This window comes from Streptomyces sp. NPDC041784, from assembly GCF_055591025.1.
On the sequence record NZ_JBVJAB010000004.1, the window covers coordinates 131,325 to 151,844 of the forward strand.

The window sequence follows — 20,520 nt, forward strand, 5'->3', positions numbered from 1 at the left end:
CTGGCCGGATGCGTACGGAACTTGTGTCGGAGCCGGGCGATCGGGCCTGTCCCAACGAGGACTTCGCGAGTGTCGGACTTCCCGCCTCCGGACAGGGCGGTTCGGTCGTCCTCCTGGACGGGGTGACACCGCCGCCGGGCGGCGCGGGCTGTCTGCATTCGGTCCCCTGGTTCACGGCACGACTGGGCGGGGCCCTGACCGAACTGACCGTTTCACTCCCGGATGTTCCGCTGGCCGAGGCCCTTTCCCTCGCCATCGCGCGTACCGCCGGGGCCCATGGCAACACCTGTGACCTTTCTCACCCGCGCACCCCGCAGGCGACGGTGGCCGTGGCGCGCTGGTCGCCGGAGACCGTGGAGTACCTGGTGCTCTGCGACGCGACGCTGCTGCTGGCGTCCCCCGACGGCACGGTCACGCCGGTCCGTGACGAACGGCTGGCCCGGCTGCCGCGCGCCCTGCTGAGGAGCGCCGAGAGGGTCGACGGCACGCTGCGCAACAAGGAGGGCGGCTTCTTCACGGCCGCGGCGGACCCGGCGGTGGCCGGCCGGGCGGTGACGGGGAGCGTGCCGCGTGCGGACGTCGGCGCCCTGGCCGCGCTGTCCGACGGGGCGACCCGCTGGACGGAGACGTTCCGTCAGGGCGGCTGGACGGACCTGTTCACCCTTGTCCGCGCGCGGGGGACACGGACGCTGGTGGAGCGCGTACGGGCGCTGGAGCGGGCGGACGGCGCGGAGCGGGCGTTCCTGGGGGGCGGCAAGACGCACGACGACGCGACCGCGGTGTACGTGGAGCTGGAGGACGGAACCTGACCGGGCCGGCTACTTCTCCATGCCCCGGTTCAGCTCGTGCAGCAGCCGGGCCAGCTCGGCGACCTCCCCGCGGTCCCAGTCGGAGAAGTGCCGGACGTACCGCTCGCGGCGGGCCTCACGGACCCGGCTCACCCGGGTGCGGCCCTCCTCGGTCAGGTCGACGAGCCAGGCGCGGCCGTCCGCGGGGTCGGGTTCGCGGGCGACCAGGCCGAGCTGTTCCAGGGCGCGCAGCTGGCGGGACATGGTGGCCTTGCCGACGCCGATGTAGGCGGCCAGCTCGGTGGCACGCTGCCGGCCGAGTTCCTCCAGCCGGACGAGGAGGCCGTACGCGGCGGACTCCAGGTCCGGATGGACCTCGCGGGCCATCTCGCCCTGGTTGGCGCGGGCGCGGCGCAGCAGCACCGTCAGTTCCCGTTCCAGGGACAGGAACTCCGTGGACTCGCCCCCGCGTCCCTCGCCTTGCGTGTGTTCGTGCACGTCAGCACCCCTGATCCGGTTCCCCGTACCTGCCTGGTCCTCTACGTGCGTAGCTTTCCATGCTTTTCCCGGGGGTTCCGCTGCCGCTCTCCCGGTGCTGACCGGGGGTTGCCCCGTCGCTCTCCTGGTGCTGCCCGGATGTTCCGTGCCACGGGCGGGGTGCGGCGAGGCCCGGGCCTCCCTCACGAGAGCCCGGGCCCCGCCTTCTTCCGGCAGCGCCCGTCACGCCGCCACCGGAACCTCCGGCGACGCGCCGTTCACGGCGGGCGCGAGCGCCAGTTCCAGGACCTGGCGGACGTCGGTGACGGCGTGGACGTCCAGCTTCTGCAGGACCTCCGCCGGGACGTCGTCCAGGTCGGGCTCGTTGCGCTTGGGGATGATGACGGTCGTCACCCCGGCGCGGTGTGCGGCGAGCAGCTTCTGCTTGACGCCGCCGATCGGCAGCACCCTGCCGGTCAGGGAGACCTCGCCGGTCATCGCCACGTCCGTGCGGACCAGCCGGCCCGACAGCAGGGAGGCGAGGGCCGTCGTCATCGTGATGCCGGCGCTCGGGCCGTCCTTGGGGACCGCGCCCGCCGGGAAGTGGATGTGCGCTCCCCGGTCCTTCAGGTCGCCGACGGGCAGCTCCAGCTCCGCGCCGTGCGAGCGCAGGAAGCTCAGGGCGATCTGCGCCGACTCCTTCATCACGTCACCGAGCTGACCGGTCAGGGTCAGGCCCGCCGCGCCCGTCTCCGGGTCGGCCAGCGACGCCTCGACGTAGAGGACGTCACCGCCGGCGCCGGTGACCGCGAGGCCCGTCGCCACGCCCGGCACCGCCGTACGGCGCTCGGCCGGGTCCTGGGCGGACTCGGGTACGTGGTGCGGCCGCCCGATCAGCGCGCGCAGGTCGGCGGCCGTGATGGTGAACGGCAACTCCCGCTCGCCCAGTTCGTGCTGGGCGGCGACCTTGCGCAGCAGCCGGGCGATGGACCGCTCCAGGGTGCGCACGCCGGCCTCGCGGGTGTACTCGCCGGCCAGCTTGCGCAGGGCGCTCTCCTCGAGGACCACCTCGTCCTTGTCGAGGCCGGCCCGCTCCAGCTGGCGCGGGAGCAGGTGGTCCCGGGCGATGACGACCTTCTCGTCCTCGGTGTAGCCGTCGAGGCGGACCAGCTCCATCCGGTCGAGCAGGGCCTCCGGGATCGCCTCCAAGACGTTGGCGGTGGCGAGGAAGACGACGTCCGACAGGTCCAGCTCCACCTCCAGGTAGTGGTCCCGGAAGGTGTGGTTCTGCGCCGGGTCGAGGACCTCCAGCAGGGCGGCCGCCGGGTCGCCCCGGAAGTCGGATCCCACCTTGTCGATCTCGTCCAGCAGGACCACCGGGTTCATCGACCCGGCCTCCTTGATCGCGCGCACGATCCGGCCGGGCAGCGCACCGACGTAGGTGCGGCGGTGGCCGCGGATCTCGGCCTCGTCGCGGACGCCGCCGAGGGCGACGCGGACGAACTTGCGGCCCATGGCGTGCGCGACCGACTCGCCGAGGCTGGTCTTGCCGACGCCGGGCGGGCCGACGAGCGCCAGCACGGCACCGCCGCGCCGGCCGCCGACGACCCCGAGGCCCCGCTCGCCGCGGCGCTTGCGCACGGCCAGGTACTCGGTGATCCGCTCCTTCACGTCCTCCAGGCCCGCGTGCTCGGCGTCGAGGATCGCCTGGGCGCCCTGGATGTCGTAGGCGTCCTCGGTCCGTTCGTTCCACGGCAGTTCGAGGACGGTGTCCAGCCAGGTGCGGATCCAGGAGCCCTCGGGGGACTGGTCGCTGGAGCGCTCCAGCTTGTCGACCTCCTTGAGGGCGGCCTCGCGGACCTTCTCGGGCAGGTCGGCGGCCTCCACGCGGGCGCGGTAGTCGTCGGACTCCTCGGCCGAGTCCTTGGAGTTCTCGCCGTTCAGCTCGCGCAGTTCCTTGCGGACGGCCTCCAGCTGGCGGCGGAGCAGGAACTCGCGCTGCTGCTTGTCGACGCCCTCCTGGACGTCCTTCGCGATGGTCTCGGCCACGTCCTGCTCGGCGAGATGGTCGCGCAGTTGCTGGGTGGCGAGCTTCAGCCGGGCCACCGGGTCGGCGGTCTCCAGCAGCTCCACCTTCTGTTCGGTGGTCAGGAACGGCGAGTAGCCGGAGTTGTCGGCGAGCGCGGAGACGTCGTCGATGGCCTGGACGCGGTCGACGACCTGCCAGGCGCCGCGCTTGCGCAGCCAGGCGGTGGCCAGCGCCTTGTACTCCTTGACCAGGTCGGCGACCTGCCCCGGGAGGGGCTCGGCCACGGTCTGGTCGATACGGGTGCCCTCGACCCAGAGTGCCGCGCCCGGGCCGGTCGTCCCGGCCCCGATCTTCACGCGCCCCCGGCCGCGGATCAGCGCGCCCGGGTCGCCGTCGGCCAGCCGGCCGACCTGCTCGACAGTGCCGAGCACACCGGTGCTCGCGTACGTCCCGTCGATCCGCGGCACCAGCAGCACCCGGGGCTTCCCGGGCTCGGACCGTGCGGCGGCCTGGGCGGCCTCCACCGCGGCGCGCACGTCGGTGTCGTTGAGGTCCAGCGGAACCACCATGCCGGGGAGTACGACCTCGTCATCAAGAGGCAGTACGGGCAGGGTGAGCGATGTGGACGTCGAAGCCATGATCTCCCCTTCGGCAGTCAAGTTGAGCTATGCCGACTCAATGCATGGGCGGCTCCGGATGTTCCCGGGACCGCCGCCCGTTCGCTGTGGGCGATCACGGAGCGGGAAACCCGCCCACCCCCACCCGATCCGCCCCCTTCTCCCGACCCCCTCCTCCCCGCCCGCTCCACACTCGCCTCCATCCTCCCCTCCACACCCCTTCCCTATCCCGCCCACTTCCGGCATTCACCCCCAAGTCGCCGCACTCCACGACCACAATGCGCGTATGACCGATGACTGGAAGCGACGACTGGACGCCCTGCACGAGGAGCTGATCCGGCGGGACGACCCGGTCGCCTGGGTGACGGAGGCGGACGCCGTCGAGGCGTCCCGGCGCTACCCGCACCTCGCGCTGCGGGGGCCCGTCTTCGGGGTGGCGGCCCGGGACCCGTCCGCCGCCGCACCGTACTGGCGTCTGCTGAAGCCGGTGGTGGACGGCATGCCCCAGCGGGCCAGGGACTCGCTGAACTCGTTTCTGTGGCGCATGGCGAAGGACGGCACCGACGACCCGGCCGCCCGGCGGGAGCTGCTCGCGGCCGTCACCGTGCTGGACCGGGAGCCGGCCGACGAGGTCACGGCCCTCGGCGTGCGCTACCGGGTGGTGCGCGGCGACGAGTTCGCCCGGACCGGCGACGACGGGCTGGAGCCGCCCCGGCCCACCGACCCGGAGGCCATGGACCCCTCGTGGAACGAGCGCGCCGGCACCCCGTCCCCGGACCTGGACTTCGTGCTGGACCCCGGCCGGGACGAGGGGCCGATGGCCGGTGCCCTGCGGCTGGGCCTGCGCGACTTCGTCTATACGGGTGACCGCTTCCCCGCCGGCGTGCGCGCGGACTCCGCGCGGGCCGTCGTCACCCACCCGGAAGTCGTCCGGCTTCGCGGTGGTCGAACGCACGGACGAGGGCTGGACCCCGTGCGGGCCCGTGCTGCCGACCCCGCACGACGCGCGCCGCTCGCCACACGACGGGATGGCCGGCGTCTGGGCGATGCTGTACCGCTTCGACGAGGAGAAGAGGGCCCGGTACGCGCGTGCCGCCGAGGCGTTCCGGGCGGCGGTCCGGGCCGACGAGGCGAGCGTGGCGGACCGCCTGTTCCGGCCTGTGCTGGGGCGACCACGGCTGGCTGCGCACGTCGGTGCCGTACCGGCCGAGCCTGGAGGTGCCGTTCCTGATGTCCTGGCCGGCCGGCGGACTGGCGCGCGGCGGCAGGGACGACCGGCTCACCGGTCACGTCGGACATCGCCCCGACGTTCCTGGCGGCGGCCGGCGTCACCCCCGACACCCCGCACGACGGGCACTCCCTCCTCGACCCGCGCAACGACCGGGAGCACCTGCTGGCCGAGTGGTGGTGGAACCGTCAGGACAAGGTGCCGGTGCACACCTGGGCGTCGTACATCGGGAAGAGCGAGCAGTACACGGAGTACCACCGCGGCCGCCTCGGCACCGACGGGCGGGCGCGGGGCACCGGCGAGATCCTCTTCCGGGAGTACTACGACCTGCGCGCCGACCCCTACCAGCTCACCAACCTGCTGCACGGCGCGGACGCCGGGCGGGAGACACGGCTCGGGATCCCCGCGCCGGCACGGAAACTGACGGCGGCCAGAAACGGCTGACGGCGGCCAGGAGGGCTGACCGCGGCCAGGAGCGCTGACGGCGACTAGGAAGCGGCAACCGCGGCGGCGGTGACGGTGTGTCCGCGTTCCGCCGCCCAGCGCCGCACCCACGGCCAGGTCCCGATCCCCACCCCGAGGGCGATGAGGTGCCCCCAGTTCGTCATCGGGTCGGTGAAGGCGAGCAGGTCCTGCGCGAGCATCGCGCCGAAGGCGGCCAGCACGGGCAGGCGCAGCCAGGGACGCAGCAGGCCCGCGAGGGCGCCGAGGCTCGCGGCCACGCCGAAGCTGATGCCGTAGTCGAGGCGGTGCAGCGAGCTGTCGGGGAGATGGCCCACCAGTACGGCCAGGCCCACCGGGACCTCGGTCGCGAGGGTGGCCAGGACGTGCCCGAGCAGGAAGACGACGGCCGTACGGACGCCACCGAGGCGCCGTTCCAGCGCGCCGAGCACGACCAGGAAGCAGAGCGCGAACGGCGAGAGGATCCCGCCGGCCACCCAGAGCGCGCTGGCCACCAGCACCGGGACCGGTGCGCGCAGCAGGTGCGCCACGTCGGTGCTGGAGCCCTGGTGGAGGGCGTGCACGAGGGCGGGGTCGGCGCGGGCGGTGACGTAGGAGGTGACGACGAGGACCGCGGCGTAGGAGAGCGTGAAGGGGACGGGGATGCGGGGCCTGCGACGGGGGCCCGTTCCGGCGGGCGGTTCGGCGGGTGACGCGGTGGGTGATGCGGTGGGGCGCTGGGCGTGCTGGCGGGGGATGCCGTCCAGCAGCCCGGACACACCGGGAAGGGCCGGGCTCGTGCGCCCGGGAAGGGCGGGGCTCGTGCGTTCCACCGTGAGGCGCTCCTTCCGTTTGCCCCCAGCCTTCGCGCCCGACCCGCTTGATGTCTGTGACCGACGCCACGCGGGCGTCGATTCACAGGAAGCTCCGAGGGTTCCGGAAGCTCCACGACCTACAGCGCACAGGAGCCCGTCAACGTCACACAGCCCCTTCACCCCTGCCCGACCGGCCCTCTCTTAATTCCGTCAACATTCCGTCAGGGAAGTGCCACGATGGGCCGATGGCCACCCCGTACGACATCCCCGAAGTGCTGGACCGTCGCGAGGGCCCTTACGGCGAGGTGGTGCTGCGCCGGCACGGGGAGTTGCTCCAGATCATCGCCAACGGCTGCTTCCTGATGGACACCTCCGACGGCCGCTCGGAACGGCTGCTCGTCGACGCCGCACTGGACGCGCTGGACGCCCGCCCCGCCCCTCGCCTGCTGATCGGCGGCCTGGGCGTCGGATTCTCGCTCGCACACGCGGCGGCCGATCCCCGCTGGGGCGGCGTCACGGTCGTGGAACGCGAGCGGGCCGTCATCGACTGGCATCTCGACGGCCCGTTGTCCGCCTACTCCGCACCGGCGCTGGCCGATCCGCGCACGAAGATCGAGGAAGCGGACCTGCTGGACTACGTCAATGAGACATGCGACACGTTCGACGCGGTCTGCCTGGACATCGACAACGGACCCGGCTGGACCGTCACCGAGGGCAACGACAGCCTCTACTCGGCGGCCGGACTCGCAGGCTGCGCCCGGGTGTTGAGACCCGGCGGCATCCTCGCCGTATGGTCCGCCCAGCCCTCTCCGGAATTCGAGGGAACCTTGGGGAATGCCGGGTTCCAACAGGTGCGTACCGAAGAGATCCCGGTTGCCCGAGGCGTGCCGGACGTCGTGCACCTCGCCGTCCGACCTGGATAGCGATGGCGAGGTGACTCCGGGTACGTTTCATGCCTGACGCCGATCATTCACGCGTCAACCGCAGTCATGCGCAGACAAGGGATCACCCCACTGATTCCGGAAAGCACACTCAGGGGCGGGCGATGGAGCAGACACACACCGCGCACAACGGCACGACGACGGCGACTCCCGGCGCTCAGCGCCGCGTACTGGTCGTCGAGGACGACCCGACGATCGTCGACGCCATCGCGGCCCGCCTGCGCGCCGAGGGATTCCTCGTGCAAACGGCGGGCGACGGCCCGGCGGCCGTCGACACCGCGGAGGCCTGGCAGCCCGATCTGCTGATCCTCGACATCATGCTGCCCGGCTTCGACGGTCTGGAGGTCTGCCGTCGTGTGCAGGCCGCCCGCCCGGTGCCGGTCCTCATGCTCACCGCGCGCGACGACGAGACCGACATGCTGGTCGGGCTCGGCGTGGGCGCCGACGACTACATGACCAAGCCGTTCTCGATGCGCGAACTGGCGGCACGCGTGCACGTGCTGCTGCGCCGGGTGGAGCGGGCCGCGATCGCGGCGACCACCCCCCGCAGCGGCATCCTGCGCCTCGGTGAGCTGGAGATCGACCACGCGCAGCGCCGGGTGCGGGTGCGCTCGGAGGACGTGCACCTCACGCCCACCGAGTTCGACCTGCTGGTCTGCCTGGCCAACACCCCGCGCGCGGTGCTCTCCCGTGAGCAGCTGCTGGCGGAGGTCTGGGACTGGGCGGACGCCTCCGGCACCCGCACGGTGGACAGCCACATCAAGGCGCTGCGCCGGAAGATCGGGGCCGAGCGGATCCGCACGGTGCACGGCGTGGGCTACGCGCTGGAGACCCCGACGCCATGAGCGGCGCGGACGGTCCGAGAGACCCCGGGGAAACCTGGGGCAAGGTGCGCCCGTTCTCGGTCAAGACCAAGCTGGGCGCGCTGGTCGTCGTCTCGGTGCTGATCACCACCGGGCTGTCCGTGATCGCCGTGCACACGAAGACGGAACTGCGCTTCATCACGGTCTTCTCGATGATCGCCACGCTGCTCATTACGCAGTTCGTGGCGCATTCGCTCACCTCGCCGCTGGACGAGATGAACGCGGTCGCCCGCTCCATCTCGCAGGGCGACTACACCCGCCGGGTGCGCGAGAACCGCCGCGACGAACTGGGCGACCTGGCCCAGACGATCAACGTCATGGCGGACGAACTCGAGGCGCAGGACCGGCAGCGCAAGGAGCTGGTGGCGAACGTCTCGCACGAGCTGCGCACCCCGATCGCCGGACTGCGCGCGGTCCTGGAGAACGTGGTCGACGGCATCGCCGAGGCGGACCCCGAGACGATGCGCACGGCGCTGAAGCAGACCGAGCGGCTCGGGCGGCTGGTGGAGACCCTGCTGGACCTGTCCCGCCTGGACAACGGCGTCGTACCGCTGCGCAGACGGCGTTTCGAGGTGTGGCCGTACCTGTCGGGCGTGCTGAAGGAGGCCAACATGGTCGCCTCTGCGCGGGCGACGATGGGCTCGGGCGGCAATCACACGCGTACGGACGTCCATCTGCACCTGGACGTCTCGCCGCCGGAGCTGACCGCGCACGCCGACCCGGAGCGCATCCACCAGGTCGTCGCCAACCTGATCGACAACGCGGTCAAGCACAGCCCGCCGCACGGCCGGGTGACGGTCAAGGCGCGGCGCGGCCCGCTGGCGGAGTCACTGGAGCTGGAGGTCCTGGACGAGGGGCCCGGCATTCCGCGCTCGGAGTGGCACCGCGTCTTCGAGCGCTTCAACCGGGGTGCCGTCCGCCGGCCGCACGGTCCGGGCAGCGACGGGGGCACGGGACTGGGGCTGGCGATCGCCCGCTGGGCGGTCGATCTGCACGGAGGCCGGATCGGAGTGGCCGAATCCGAGCGGGGCTGCCGGATTCTTGTCACCCTTCCGGGAGAGCCTTCCGTACCAAGTTGACGTAAAGTTCGAACCGGAGCCACAAGATCCACCGGTGTCCGCGCTGACGGACACGTGTGATCAGGCAGTGGACCGGCGCAGGTCGGCACGGGTCCGCACGCTCAGCGTGCGCGACCTGCATCAACGCACCCTTGTCGCAGAGTAACCGCGCTTGTTTCCCGCCATTTCCACCCCCGAAACGCACTTTCCGATGTGACTTACGCGACGATGGACCGGCTCGGCCTGACCTTCACGCTCTTGGAGGCGTAGCCTTTATTCCCGCTGTCCATCACCTTGTGAAGCGGAAGAGGGCGGTTGCCGCCGTGTCGCCACAGTCCCCCAGTAACGCATCGAGCATCTCGACCGACGCAGACCAAGCGGGCAAGAATCCCGCTGCCGCGTTCGGCCCGAACGAGTGGCTCGTCGACGAGATCTATCAGCAGTACCTCCAGGACCCGAATTCGGTAGACCGTGCCTGGTGGGACTTCTTCGCCGACTACAAGCCGGGTGCGGGCTCCGCACCGGCTCCGGCGGGTACTGCGGCCGCGGGGGCCGCAGGGACCACCACCACGCCCCCGGCTCCCGCCGCCCCGGCTCCCGCGCCGGCCCCGGCCGCCGCCCCTGCGAAGCCCGTGGCCGCCGCCCCGGCCCCGGCCGCCCCGGCCGCCGCCGCTCCGGCTCCGGCGAAGCCCGCCGCGGCTCCCAAGCCGGCCGCCGCGAAGCCCGCGCCCGCCGCCGCTGCCGCGGCGTCGCCGGAGGGCCCGGAGCTGATCACGCTGCGTGGCCCGGCCGCCGCGGTCGCCAAGAACATGAACGCGTCCCTGGAGCTGCCCACGGCCACGTCCGTGCGCGCGGTCCCGGTGAAGCTGCTGTTCGACAACCGCATCGTCATCAACAACCACCTCAAGCGCGCCCGGGGCGGGAAGATCTCCTTCACGCACCTGATCGGCTTCGCGATGGTGCAGGCCATCAAGGCCATGCCGTCGATGAACTGGCACTACGCGGAGAAGGACGGGAAGCCCACCCTCGTCAAGCCGCCGCACGTCAACTTCGGCCTGGCCATCGACCTGGTGAAGCCCAACGGCGACCGCCAGCTCGTCGTGGCCGGCATCAAGAAGGCCGAGACGCTGAACTTCTTCGAGTTCTGGCAGGCCTACGAGGACATCGTCCGCCGCGCCCGCGACGGCAAGCTGACGATGGACGACTTCACCGGTGTCACGGTCTCCCTGACCAACCCCGGCGGCCTCGGCACCGTCCACTCGGTCCCGCGTCTGATGCCCGGCCAGTCGGTCATCATGGGCGTCGGCTCCATGGACTACCCGGCGGAGTTCCAGGGCACCTCCCAGGACACCCTGAACAAGCTCGGCATCGCGAAGGTCATGACGCTCACGTCGACCTACGACCACCGGGTCATCCAGGGCGCGGCCTCGGGCGAGTTCCTGCGCATCGTCGCGAACTACCTGCTCGGCGAGAGCGGCTTCTACGACGAGATCTTCGAGGCCCTGCGGATCCCGTACGAGCCGGTCCGCTGGCTCAAGGACATCGACGCCAGCCACGACGACGACGTCACCAAGGCCGCCCGGGTCTTCGAGCTGATCCACTCCTACCGGGTCCGCGGCCACGTCATGGCCGACACCGACCCGCTGGAGTACCGCCAGCGCAAGCACCCCGACCTGGACATCACCGAGCACGGCCTCACCCTGTGGGACCTGGAGCGCGAGTTCGCCGTCGGCGGCTTCGCCGGCAAGTCCCTGATGAAGCTGCGCGACATCCTCGGCGTGCTGCGCGACTCGTACTGCCGCACCACCGGCATCGAGTTCATGCACATCCAGGACCCCAAGCAGCGCAAGTGGATCCAGGACCGCATCGAGCGCCCGCACACCAAGCCGGAGCGCGAGGAGCAGCTGCGCATCCTGCGCCGGCTGAACGCGGCGGAGGCCTTCGAGACCTTCCTGCAGACGAAGTACGTCGGCCAGAAGCGCTTCTCCCTGGAGGGCGGCGAGTCCGTCATCCCGCTCCTCGACGCGGTCATCGACAGCGCCGCGGAGTCGCGCCTGGACGAGGTCGTCATCGGCATGGCCCACCGCGGCCGCCTCAACGTCCTCGCCAACATCGTCGGCAAGTCGTACGCGCAGATCTTCCGCGAGTTCGAGGGCAACCTCGACCCGAAGTCGATGCACGGCTCCGGCGACGTGAAGTACCACCTGGGCGCCGAGGGCACCTTCACCGGCCTGGACGGCGAGCAGATCAAGGTCTCGCTGGCCGCGAACCCGTCCCACCTGGAGACGGTCGACCCGGTCATCGAGGGCATCGCCCGCGCCAAGCAGGACATCATCAACAAGGGCGGCACGGACTTCACCGTCCTGCCGGTGGCCCTGCACGGCGACGCGGCCTTCGCGGGCCAGGGCGTGGTGGCCGAGACCCTGAACATGTCGCAGCTGCGCGGCTACCGCACGGGCGGCACGGTCCACATCGTCATCAACAACCAGGTCGGCTTCACCGCCGCCCCGGAGTCCTCGCGCTCCTCGATGTACGCCACGGACGTGGCCCGCATGATCGAGGCCCCGATCTTCCACGTGAACGGCGACGACCCCGAGGCCGTCGTGCGCGTCGCACGCCTTGCCTTCGAGTTCCGCCAGGCGTTCAACAAGGACGTGGTGATCGACCTCATCTGCTACCGCCGCCGCGGTCACAACGAGTCGGACAACCCGGCCTTCACCCAGCCGCTGATGTACGACCTGATCGACAAGAAGCGCTCGGTGCGCAAGCTGTACACCGAGTCCCTGATCGGGCGGGGCGACATCACCCTGGAAGAGGCCGAGCAGGCGCTCCAGGACTACCAGGGCCAGCTGGAGAAGGTCTTCACGGAGGTCCGCGAGGCCGTCACGGCCCAGCCGAGCGCGGGACCGATGTCGGACCCGCAGGCGGACTTCCCGGTCGCCGTGAACACCGCGATCTCCACGGAGACCGTGAAGCGGATCGCCGAGTCCCAGGTCAACATCCCCGACTACTTCCACGTACACCCGCGTCTGCTGCCGCAGCTGCAGCGCCGGGCGGCGATGGTCGAGGACGGCACGATCGACTGGGGCATGGGCGAGACCCTCGCGGTCGGCTCCCTCCTCCTGGAGGGCACCCCCGTCCGCCTGTCCGGCCAGGACTCCCAGCGCGGCACCTTCGGCCAGCGCCACGCGGTCCTCATCGACCGTGAGACGGGTGAGGAGCACACCCCGCTCCAGTACCTCGCCGAGGACCAGGCGCGCTACAACGTCTACAACTCCCTGCTGTCCGAGTACGCGGTCATGGGCTTCGAGTACGGCTACTCGCTGGCCCGCCCCGACGCGCTCGTGATGTGGGAGGCGCAGTTCGGCGACTTCGTCAACGGCGCGCAGACGGTGGTCGACGAGTACATCTCCGCGGCCGAGCAGAAGTGGGGTCAGCTGAGCGGTGTCACGCTCCTCCTGCCCCACGGCTACGAGGGGCAGGGCCCGGACCACTCCTCGGCCCGCGTCGAGCGCTTCCTGCAGCTCTGCGCGCAGAACAACATGACGGTCGCGATGCCGACGCTCCCGTCGAACTACTTCCACCTCCTGCGGTGGCAGGTGCACAACCCGCACCACAAGCCGCTGGTCGTCTTCACCCCGAAGTCGATGCTGCGCCTGAAGGCCGCCGCGTCGAAGGCGGAGGAGTTCACGAGCGGCGGGTTCCGCCCGGTCATCGGCGACAACTCGGTCGAGCCGAGCGCCGTCAAGAAGGTCGTCTTCTGCGCGGGCAAGGTCTACTACGACCTTGAGGCCGAGCGGCAGAAGCGCGGCATCACGGACACGGCGATCATCCGCCTCGAGCGGCTGTACCCGCTGCCGGGCGCCGAGGTCCAGGCCGAGGTCAACAAGTACCCGAACGCCGAGAAGTACCTGTGGGTCCAGGAGGAGCCGGCCAACCAGGGTGCCTGGCCGTTCATCGCCCTGAACCTGATCGACCACCTGGACCTGGCGGTCGGCGCCGATATCCCGCACGGCGAGCGTCTGCGGCGCATCTCGCGCCCGCACGGCTCGTCCCCGGCCGTCGGCTCCGCCAAGCGCCACCAGGCCGAGCAGGAGCAGCTGGTGCGTGAGGTGTTCGAGGCGTAACCGCTCTCGCGCACGCCGTACGCGGCCGGGCCGCACCCCCTGTTCCGGGGGTGCGGCCCGGCCGTTTCCGCGCATTTATCCTTGACCCATGTACTTCACGGACCGTGGCATCGAAGAGCTGGAGAAGCGGCGCGGCGAGGAGGAGGTCACCTTCGAGTGGCTCGCCGAGCAGCTGCGGACGTTCGTCGACCTCAACCCGGACTTCGAGGTGCCGGTGGAGCGCCTGGCGACCTGGCTGGCCCGGCTGGACGACGAGGACGACGAGTAGGTCCCGCCGCCTGACCGAGGGGCGCCCCCAGGGGCGCCTCTTTCGTGTGTACGGGGGTCTTTCGTGTGTACGGGGGTCTTTCGTGTGTACCGGGGGGGGTGGTGGCGGCAGCGCTGCCGCGGTGCCGTCAGTCGCGCGGGCGTCCCAGGTCGTACGCCAGCCCCAGGAGGCCGTGGGCCAGGAGCAGCACGCCCGCCGCGATCCAGCCGGTGCTGCGCCGCCGTAGGCCCCAGGCGGTGACGGGGAGGGCGGCGGCCACCTGGGCCAGGGCGAGGGCGTGCGCGCGGGGGGTGCCGGCCCAGGGGAGCCAGGGGCCCAGGGGGCTGTTCTCGACAGCGCTCTCGACGGCGTCGAGTTCCGTGCGGACGGTCTCACGCCAGCCCGGCCAGTCGATCCGCCGGACGTCGGCCCGCGCGCGGGCGGCCTCTTGGAGGTGGTCGGCGGGGGCGCCGGGCTCGATTCCGGCGGGGAGGGCGAGACCCGCGCGGGTGAGGACGGCGAGCAGTGCACGCACGCGCGTGTGGGCGTCGGCGGCGGTGTCCGGGCGGGTCAGCGGCTCCAGGTCCTGGAGGTCGAGGACGGGGTCGAGGCCGAGCCGGGCGGCGAACGTGTGCATGGCCTCGTCCTCGCCGGCCGGGGTGCCGTCGGCGAGCCAGGCGTAGCCGACGGGGCGGCGGAAGCCGGACGCGAGGGCGATGCCGGCCCGGCCGGCGTCCCACCACAGCGCCAGGACGGGCCAGGGCGCGCCGACGGCCAGGGCGGTGGCCCAGCCGCTGAGGACGCGGTCGACGGGGTCGTCGCCCTGCAGCCACGGCGTGACCTCGGGCACCAGGACGCTCCAGTCGTCGCCGGCGCCCGTGAGCAGCATGCGGGTGCGCAGGAGGTGGGCCGCGGGGGCGACGGCGTCGGGGTCGGCCCGGCAGAGCAGCAGGGCACCGGAGGCGGTGTCTTCCGTCGGCATGTCCACACGCTAGGACGATTCACGCTCCTCGGAGTGCCGGTGATCACCCGAACGAGTGCCTTGACTTCCCCAGTCCGCGATATATCGTGAATAGCGAGAGACGCGATATGGCGCGTTGCTGCCGCATCGAGGAGGTCTGCACCATGTCCGAGTGGTCCGTCGCCGAGCCCAGGAAGCTCTCCTTCGACGAGCCCGTGAGCGACCTGCACGTGCGCATCGTGAACGGCACGGTGAACGTGGTGGGCACCGAAGAGGGCCCCGCCCGCCTGGAGGTGTCCCGGATCGAGGGACCACCCCTGGTGGTGACCCAGCGGGACGGCATCCTGACCGTGGCCTACGAGGACCTGCCCTGGAAGGGCTTCCTCAAATGGCTGGACCGCAAGGGCTGGCTGCGCAGCGCCGTGGTCTCCCTGACCGTACCGGCGGGCACCCGCGTGGAGGTGGGCGTGGTGAGCGCCGGCGCCACAGTCTCCGGGATCGACGGGCGTACGGAGGTCAAGGGCGTCTCCGGGGACACCACCCTGGTGGGCCTCGCGGGCCCGGTCCGTGCGGACACGGTGTCGGGGAGCCTGGACGCCCAGGCGCTCACCGGCGACCTGCGCTTCAACTCCGTCTCCGGGGATCTGACGGTCGTGGAGGCCGGCTCCTCCGTCAAGGCCGACTCGGTGAGCGGCTCGATGATCGTCGACCTGGACCCCACGAGCGGGCCCACGGACATCTCGCTGACCAGCATCTCCGGCGAGATCGCCATCCGCCTCCCCCACCCGGCGGACGCGCGCGTGGAGGCGAACACCGCCAGCGGCTCGGTCTCCAACGCCTTCGAGGACCTCCGGGTCAGCGGCCGGTGGGGCGCCAAGCGGATCACCGGCCGCCTAGGCGCGGGCAACGGCCGGCTGAAGGCCACGACGATCTCCGGCTCGATCGCCCTGCTGCGGCGCCCGGCCACGGAGGACGGACCGGCCTTCGACACGGGAGACAATGCCCCTTCCGGCCGGGACGACAACTCCCCCGACACCCCGGCCGACAGCACGACCGACAAGAAGGTGTTCTGACATGCCTCCCGTCTTCGCCCACGGCCGCCTCCGCCTCTACCTGCTGAAGCTGCTGGACGAAGCCCCGCGCCACGGCTACGAGGTGATCCGCCTCCTCGAAGAGCGCTTCCAGGGCCTGTACGCGCCGTCGGCGGGCACGGTGTACCCGCGGCTGGCCAAGCTGGAAGCCGAAGGCCTGGTCACCCACACCACCGAGGGCGGCCGCAAGGTGTACGCGATCACCGACGCGGGCCGCGCCGAGCTGGCCGACCGCAGCGGTGAACTGGCCGACCTGGAGCTGGAGATCCGCGAGTCGGTCGCCGAGCTGGCCGCGGAGATCCGGGCCGATGTGCGCGGCGCTGCGGGCGATCTGCGCCGGGAGATGCGCGCGGCGGCCTCCGAGGCCCGGCAGGGCGCCGAGGCGGGCCCCGCCTGGGAGCCGGAGTTCGGCGACAAGGAGGCGTGGCGGGCCGCCAAGGAGGAGATGCGCCGCGTCAAGCTGGAGTGGAAGGAACAGGCCCGCCGGGCCAAGGACGAGAGCCGCCGCGCCCGTGACGAGGCCCAGCGGGCCCGCCGCCAGGCCAAGGAGGCCCAGGACCACGCCCGCGCCCAGGCCCAGGAGGAGGTCCAGCGCATAGCGCGCCGCGTCCAGGAGCAGGTCCAGGACCACTTCGCGCGGGGCGACTGGCCGACGGGCGTCCGCGAGGGCCTGACCGAACTGGCCAAGGAGTTCGGCGAGTTCGGAAAGGACTTCGGCAAGGAGTTCGGCAAGGACCTCGGCCGCGACTTCGGCTTCGGCCGCACCACCGGCGGCAAGGAGCCGACGGGGACGGCCCGTCCGGGACCCGAGCGGACCCCGGATTACTCCCACACCCCGGAGGACTTCCCCGCCGACTACGAACCGGCCTGGGCCCACGAGGACTCCAGCGGCGACCCGGCCCGCGACCTCGACCGCCTCCTGGACCGCTTCCGCGACGACATCCGCGACGCGGCCCGCGACCACGGCGTCACCCCGGACCAACTCCGCGACGCCCGTCGCCACTTGTCGACGGCGGCCGCACACATCGGGGCGATACTGCGGGCACCGAAGGGCTGAGGCCGAGGGGCGGCGAGGCTACGGGGAAGCCGAGCGGGCCGGGAGACCGAGGTTGCGGAAAGGCCGAGGCGAGGCCTGGTCAGCCGTCAGCCGGCCCGGGCGGCCTCTCCCCCGTCACCCAGCACCCGCGTCAGGGACGCATGGGTGACCCCGTGGTCGGCCAGGACCTCGGCGGCCGGCCCGGGGCCGACGGTCATCGCCAGCAGGATGTGCTCGTCGCCGATGTGCCGCTCGCGGCGGGCCAGGGCCATGCGCAGGGACTGTTCCAGGATGCGCTTGGCCTCCCGGCCGAACGCCGGGCGCCCGCTCCACCGGCCCCCGCCCTTCCCGCCCTTCCCGTCACTCCCGTCGCCCGACATCGCGCCGACCCCGTGCGCCTCCTCGACACGGGAGACGATCTCCGAGACATCGATGCCCAGCCCGGCGAGAGCCTCGGTGTCGGCTCGGGTCAGGCCCGCACGCCGACGGGCCTCGTCCAGTGCCGTGCGCACCGAGTCCTTGCGCTCGGCGAGCCCGAGGGCGGCCAGCGCGAAGGACGCGCGGCTCGCCTCCCGGTCCAGCAGCGCGAGCAGCAGGTGCTCGGCGCCGACGGTCCGGATCCCCGCCCCCGCACAGTGCTCGACGGCGCCGCGCACCACGTCCCGGGCGTCCTTGGTGAACCGTTCGAACATCACTGCCTCCCGTACTTCTTGTGCACGGCCTGCCTGCTGACTCCGAGTTCCGCGGCGATCTCCTGCCACGACCAGCCCTGGTTGCGGGCGCTGCGCACCTGTACCGCCTCCAGCTGCTCCAGCAGCCGGCGCAGTGCGGCCACGGCACGCAGTCCGACCCGTGGATCGCGGTCGCCGGCGCGCTCGGCGAGATCCGTTGCTTCGGTCATGCTGTCAACTTACGTTGACGACAGTCGGGATGTCAACCAAAGTTGACGCCAGAGGCGCGCAAAAGGCGGGCCCGGATCTCCGGGCCCGCCTCGAAGGCCGAAGGAGGGTGGCGCCCGCCCGTCAGGAGTGCGTGAGCACGATCTTGCCGAACTGGTCGCCGGACGCGAGGCGTTCGAAGCCCTCGCGGGCGCGGTCCAGCGGCAGCACCTCGTCGATGACGGGGCGGACACCGGTGGCGGCACAGAAGGAGAGCAGGTCCTCCAGCTCGTCCTTGGTCCCCATGGTGGAGCCGACGACCTTCAGCTCCAGGAAGAAGATCCGGGTCAGCTCGGCGTGCGAGGGCCGGTCGCCGCTCGTCGCACCGGAGATCACCAGCGTGCCGCCGGGCCGCAGCGACTTCACCGAGTGGGACCAGGTGGCGGCGCCGACGGTCTCGATGACGGCGTCCACCCGCTGGGGCAGCCGCGCCCCCGGCTCCACCGCCTCGACGGCGCCCAGCTCCAGCGCCCGCTTCCGCCTGGCCTCGTCCCGGCTGGTCGCGAAGACCCGCAGCCCGGCCGCCTTCCCCAGCACGATGGCGGCGGTGGCGACACCGCCCCCGGCGCCCTGGACGAGCACGGAGTCACCGGGGCGCACCCCCGCGTTGGTGAAGAGCATCCGGTACGCCGTCAGCCAGGCGGTGGGCAGACAGGCGGCCTCCGCGAAGGACAGCTCCTTGGGCTTGGGCAGGAGGTTCCAGGTCGGCACGGCGACCTGCTCGGCGAAGGTGCCCTGGTAGCGCTCGGTGAGGATGGACCGGGGCTCCCCGGGACCGACGCCATGGCCGCTCTGGCCGATGACGGAGTGCAGGACGACCTCGTTGCCGTCCTCGTCGACGCCGGCGGCGTCGCAGCCGAGGATCATCGGCAGCTTGTCCTCGGCGAGGCCGACGCCGCGCAGGGACCACAGGTCGTGATGGTTGAGGGAGGCGGCCCGGACCTGGACGGTACTCCAGCCGGAACGGGTCTCGGGGGCCGGTCGCTCCCCCAACTCCAGTCCGGAAAGCGGCTGGTCGCGGTCGATTCGGGCGGCGTAGACGGCGAACATGTCCCTGACGATAGGGGGCCGGAGGGGTGGGGGAAACCGGGGGCCGCTGTGAGACATGCCCTCTTGCGCAACGGCGTCCCGCGTCCCGCGCCACCGTCGACGCCGCCGGGGCGGTGGCGCCGGGGCGGGGTGCCGGGCCGGCGGTGCCAGGGCCGTGGTGCCGGTGATGGTGCCGGTGACGCCCTCCCCCTCAGGCGCCGATGGCACCCCCTCACACGAACGGGCGAGCACGAGGGCAAAGAAATGGCCCCGCCCGAACGGACGGGGCCATTCGAGGTACGTCAGCGGCGAGCGACGCCCTCGGCACGCGCGGCCGCCGCAACGGCCGCGGTCACCGCGGGAGCGACCCGCTCGTCGAACGGCGACGGAATCACGTAGTCCGCGGAGAGGTCGTCACCGACGACACCCGCCAGCGCCTCCGCGGCCGCGATCTTCATGCCCTCGGTGATCCGGGACGCCCGCACCTGGAGCGCGCCCGCGAAGATCCCCGGGAACGCCAGCACGTTGTTGATCTGGTTCGGGAAATCCGACCGCCCGGTGGCGACGACCGCCGCGTACTTGTGGGCGACGTCCGGGTGCACCTCGGGGTTCGGGTTGGCCATGGCGAAGACGAACGCGCCCTCGGCCATGGAGGCCACCGCCGCCTCCGGGACCGTACCGCCGGAGACGCCGATGAAGACGTCCGCGCCGGCCAGCGCGTCCTCGAGGGAGCCGGTCAGCCCGGCCTTGTTGGTGAACCCGGCGACCTCGCGCTTGACGTCGGTGAGGTCCTCGCGGTCCGCCGAGACGATGCCCTTGCGGTCGGTGAGCGCCACGTCCCCGATACCGGCCTCGACCAGCATCTTCGCGATGGCGACCCCGGCCGCGCCGGCGCCCGAGATGACGGCCCGCAGATCGCCGATCGCGCGCCCGCTCAGCCGCGCCGCGTTCCGCAGCGCCGCCAGCGTCACGACCGCCGTGCCGTGCTGGTCGTCGTGGAAGACCGGGATGTCGAGCGCCTCCTGGAGCCGGCGCTCGATCTCGAAGCACCGCGGTGCCGAGATGTCCTCCAGGTTCACTCCGCCGAACGAGGGTGCGAGGCGCACCACCGTCTCGACGATCTCGTCCACGTCCGTGCAGGCGAGCGCGATCGGGACCGCGTCCACACCGCCGAACTGCTTGAAGAGGATGGCCTTGCCCTCCATCACGGGAAGGGAGGCCTCCGGGCCGATGTCCCCGAGTCCCAGCACGGCCGTACCGTCGGTGACGACGGCGACGACCGAGGACTTCCAGGTGTAGTCGTTCACCAGGTCCGGCTGTTCCGCGATCGCGGTGCACACGCGTGCGACGCCGGGGGTGTATGCGAGGGACAGGTCGTCCTTGTCACGGATCGGGACGGTGGCCTGCACGGCCATCTTTCCGCCCCGGTGCAGCGCGAAGGCCGGATCGAACGAGTCGAGGGGCTCCGCACCGCCCTCCTGGCCCGCATGGTCCGCGCTATCGCTGCGAGGATTGACGATCTCCGCTGCCACTGTGTCTTACCCCTTAGGTGTTCATGGTTGAGGGTGGCCACTCCTGGTGAGGAGTGGGCGGGCACCGCGCAGAGCCCAGAGGTGATGCGTGCGAGCGCCTGCGCGTCGGGCGCGCCGCACACGCGCCCTGAGCCCCGGATGAGGGGTGTAAAGAACCTTCTTACCGGACGGAGACCACAGCCGACGAGTCCATTCGTGCAAGGTCACATGGCATCCCTTGCAGGACTCCCACAGTGCACCCCGCGCGGCCACGCCGTGCCCGCTCCGCAGTCATATCCCAGTGACATGACTCATGCGCGAAG

17 protein-coding genes and 1 pseudogene are annotated in these 20,520 nt (G+C 71.8%); 10 read left to right on the plus strand and 8 right to left on the minus strand.

The window, feature by feature from the left end; genetic code table 11:
- Positions 1-8 precede the first annotated feature (8 nt).
- Positions 9-809, plus strand: a complete 801-nt coding sequence (locus ACZ6D7_RS10010; protein WP_469486432.1) for a hypothetical protein — start codon at positions 9-11, stop codon at positions 807-809.
- A 9-nt stretch (positions 810-818) separates the two neighbouring features.
- Here the strand turns inward: ACZ6D7_RS10010 and ACZ6D7_RS10015 are convergent, their stop codons facing one another.
- Together ACZ6D7_RS10015 and lon are read right to left on the minus strand one after the other, a co-directional pair.
- Positions 819-1,286 carry a MarR family winged helix-turn-helix transcriptional regulator gene (locus ACZ6D7_RS10015; RefSeq protein WP_469486435.1) on the minus strand — a complete coding sequence of 156 codons (468 nt, stop codon included), beginning with the start codon at positions 1,284-1,286 and terminating at the stop codon, positions 819-821.
- Between the two features lie 222 nt (positions 1,287-1,508).
- Positions 1,509-3,932 (minus strand): endopeptidase La, encoded by a 2,424-nt coding sequence (lon, locus tag ACZ6D7_RS10020; RefSeq protein WP_469486438.1) that lies wholly within the window; start codon positions 3,930-3,932, stop codon positions 1,509-1,511.
- A 265-nt stretch (positions 3,933-4,197) separates the two neighbouring features.
- Here lon and ACZ6D7_RS10025 point away from each other — a divergent pair.
- Both ACZ6D7_RS10025 and ACZ6D7_RS10030 read left to right on the plus strand, forming a co-directional pair.
- Positions 4,198-5,068: pseudogene (locus tag ACZ6D7_RS10025) on the plus strand (DUF5954 family protein); the annotation flags it as partial.
- Between the two features lie 269 nt (positions 5,069-5,337).
- Positions 5,338-5,583, plus strand: coding sequence for a hypothetical protein (locus tag ACZ6D7_RS10030; RefSeq protein WP_469487966.1), 246 nt, complete (start codon positions 5,338-5,340; stop codon positions 5,581-5,583).
- Between the two features lie 44 nt (positions 5,584-5,627).
- On the opposite strand, the gene ACZ6D7_RS10035 is transcribed toward ACZ6D7_RS10030, so the two are convergent.
- A complete protein-coding gene (locus ACZ6D7_RS10035) occupies positions 5,628-6,413 on the minus strand; it encodes a rhomboid-like protein (RefSeq protein WP_469486442.1) in 786 nt (261 codons plus the stop codon).
- Between the two features lie 227 nt (positions 6,414-6,640).
- On the opposite strand from ACZ6D7_RS10035, the gene ACZ6D7_RS10040 reads away from it, so the two are divergent.
- The 5 genes from ACZ6D7_RS10040 to ACZ6D7_RS10060 all read left to right on the plus strand — a co-directional run bounded on the left by ACZ6D7_RS10040 (position 6,641) and on the right by ACZ6D7_RS10060 (position 13,652).
- The gene (locus tag ACZ6D7_RS10040; RefSeq protein WP_469486445.1) at positions 6,641-7,318 is read left to right on the plus strand and encodes a spermidine synthase family protein; all 678 of its coding nucleotides are present in this window, start codon (positions 6,641-6,643) and stop codon (positions 7,316-7,318) included.
- Positions 7,319-7,440: 122 nt separating this feature from the next.
- Positions 7,441-8,181, plus strand: coding sequence for a response regulator transcription factor (locus ACZ6D7_RS10045; protein ID WP_469486453.1), 741 nt, complete (start codon positions 7,441-7,443; stop codon positions 8,179-8,181).
- Complete coding sequence (locus tag ACZ6D7_RS10050; RefSeq protein WP_469486456.1) at positions 8,178-9,278, plus strand: HAMP domain-containing sensor histidine kinase; 1,101 nt, start codon at positions 8,178-8,180, stop codon at positions 9,276-9,278. Before ACZ6D7_RS10045 ends, ACZ6D7_RS10050 begins: the two co-directional genes overlap by 4 nt.
- Before the next feature lie 302 nt (positions 9,279-9,580).
- Positions 9,581-13,384, plus strand: coding sequence for a multifunctional oxoglutarate decarboxylase/oxoglutarate dehydrogenase thiamine pyrophosphate-binding subunit/dihydrolipoyllysine-residue succinyltransferase subunit (locus tag ACZ6D7_RS10055; RefSeq protein WP_469486459.1), 3,804 nt, complete (start codon positions 9,581-9,583; stop codon positions 13,382-13,384).
- A gap of 88 nt (positions 13,385-13,472) precedes the next feature.
- Positions 13,473-13,652, plus strand: a complete 180-nt coding sequence (locus tag ACZ6D7_RS10060; RefSeq protein ID WP_003992906.1) for a DUF6104 family protein — start codon at positions 13,473-13,475, stop codon at positions 13,650-13,652.
- Positions 13,653-13,779: 127 nt separating this feature from the next.
- On the opposite strand, the gene ACZ6D7_RS10065 is transcribed toward ACZ6D7_RS10060, so the two are convergent.
- The gene (locus ACZ6D7_RS10065) at positions 13,780-14,613 is read right to left on the minus strand and encodes a hypothetical protein (RefSeq protein WP_469486462.1); all 834 of its coding nucleotides are present in this window, start codon (positions 14,611-14,613) and stop codon (positions 13,780-13,782) included.
- A 143-nt stretch (positions 14,614-14,756) separates the two neighbouring features.
- On the opposite strand from ACZ6D7_RS10065, the gene ACZ6D7_RS10070 reads away from it, so the two are divergent.
- Together ACZ6D7_RS10070 and ACZ6D7_RS10075 are read left to right on the plus strand one after the other, a co-directional pair.
- Positions 14,757-15,665, plus strand: coding sequence for a DUF4097 family beta strand repeat-containing protein (locus ACZ6D7_RS10070; RefSeq protein WP_469486465.1), 909 nt, complete (start codon positions 14,757-14,759; stop codon positions 15,663-15,665).
- Between the two features lies 1 nt (position 15,666).
- A complete protein-coding gene (locus ACZ6D7_RS10075) occupies positions 15,667-16,740 on the plus strand; it encodes a PadR family transcriptional regulator (protein ID WP_469486469.1) in 1,074 nt (357 codons plus the stop codon).
- Positions 16,741-16,826: 86 nt separating this feature from the next.
- On the opposite strand, the gene ACZ6D7_RS10080 is transcribed toward ACZ6D7_RS10075, so the two are convergent.
- From ACZ6D7_RS10080 to ACZ6D7_RS10095, 4 genes are all read right to left on the minus strand, one after another.
- Positions 16,827-17,411: a Clp protease N-terminal domain-containing protein gene (locus tag ACZ6D7_RS10080; protein ID WP_469486472.1), complete on the minus strand. Its 585-nt coding sequence runs from the start codon at positions 17,409-17,411 to the stop codon at positions 16,827-16,829.
- Positions 17,411-17,620, minus strand: a complete 210-nt coding sequence (locus ACZ6D7_RS10085) for a helix-turn-helix domain-containing protein (protein WP_018571396.1) — start codon at positions 17,618-17,620, stop codon at positions 17,411-17,413. The genes ACZ6D7_RS10080 and ACZ6D7_RS10085 overlap by 1 nt, the downstream gene beginning before the upstream one ends.
- Before the next feature lie 121 nt (positions 17,621-17,741).
- A complete protein-coding gene (locus ACZ6D7_RS10090) occupies positions 17,742-18,707 on the minus strand; it encodes a zinc-binding dehydrogenase (protein WP_469486475.1) in 966 nt (321 codons plus the stop codon).
- Between the two features lie 281 nt (positions 18,708-18,988).
- Entirely contained in the window at positions 18,989-20,218 is a 1,230-nt protein-coding gene (locus ACZ6D7_RS10095) for an NAD(P)-dependent malic enzyme (RefSeq protein WP_469486479.1), read from the minus strand.
- Positions 20,219-20,520: the final 302 nt, after the last annotated feature.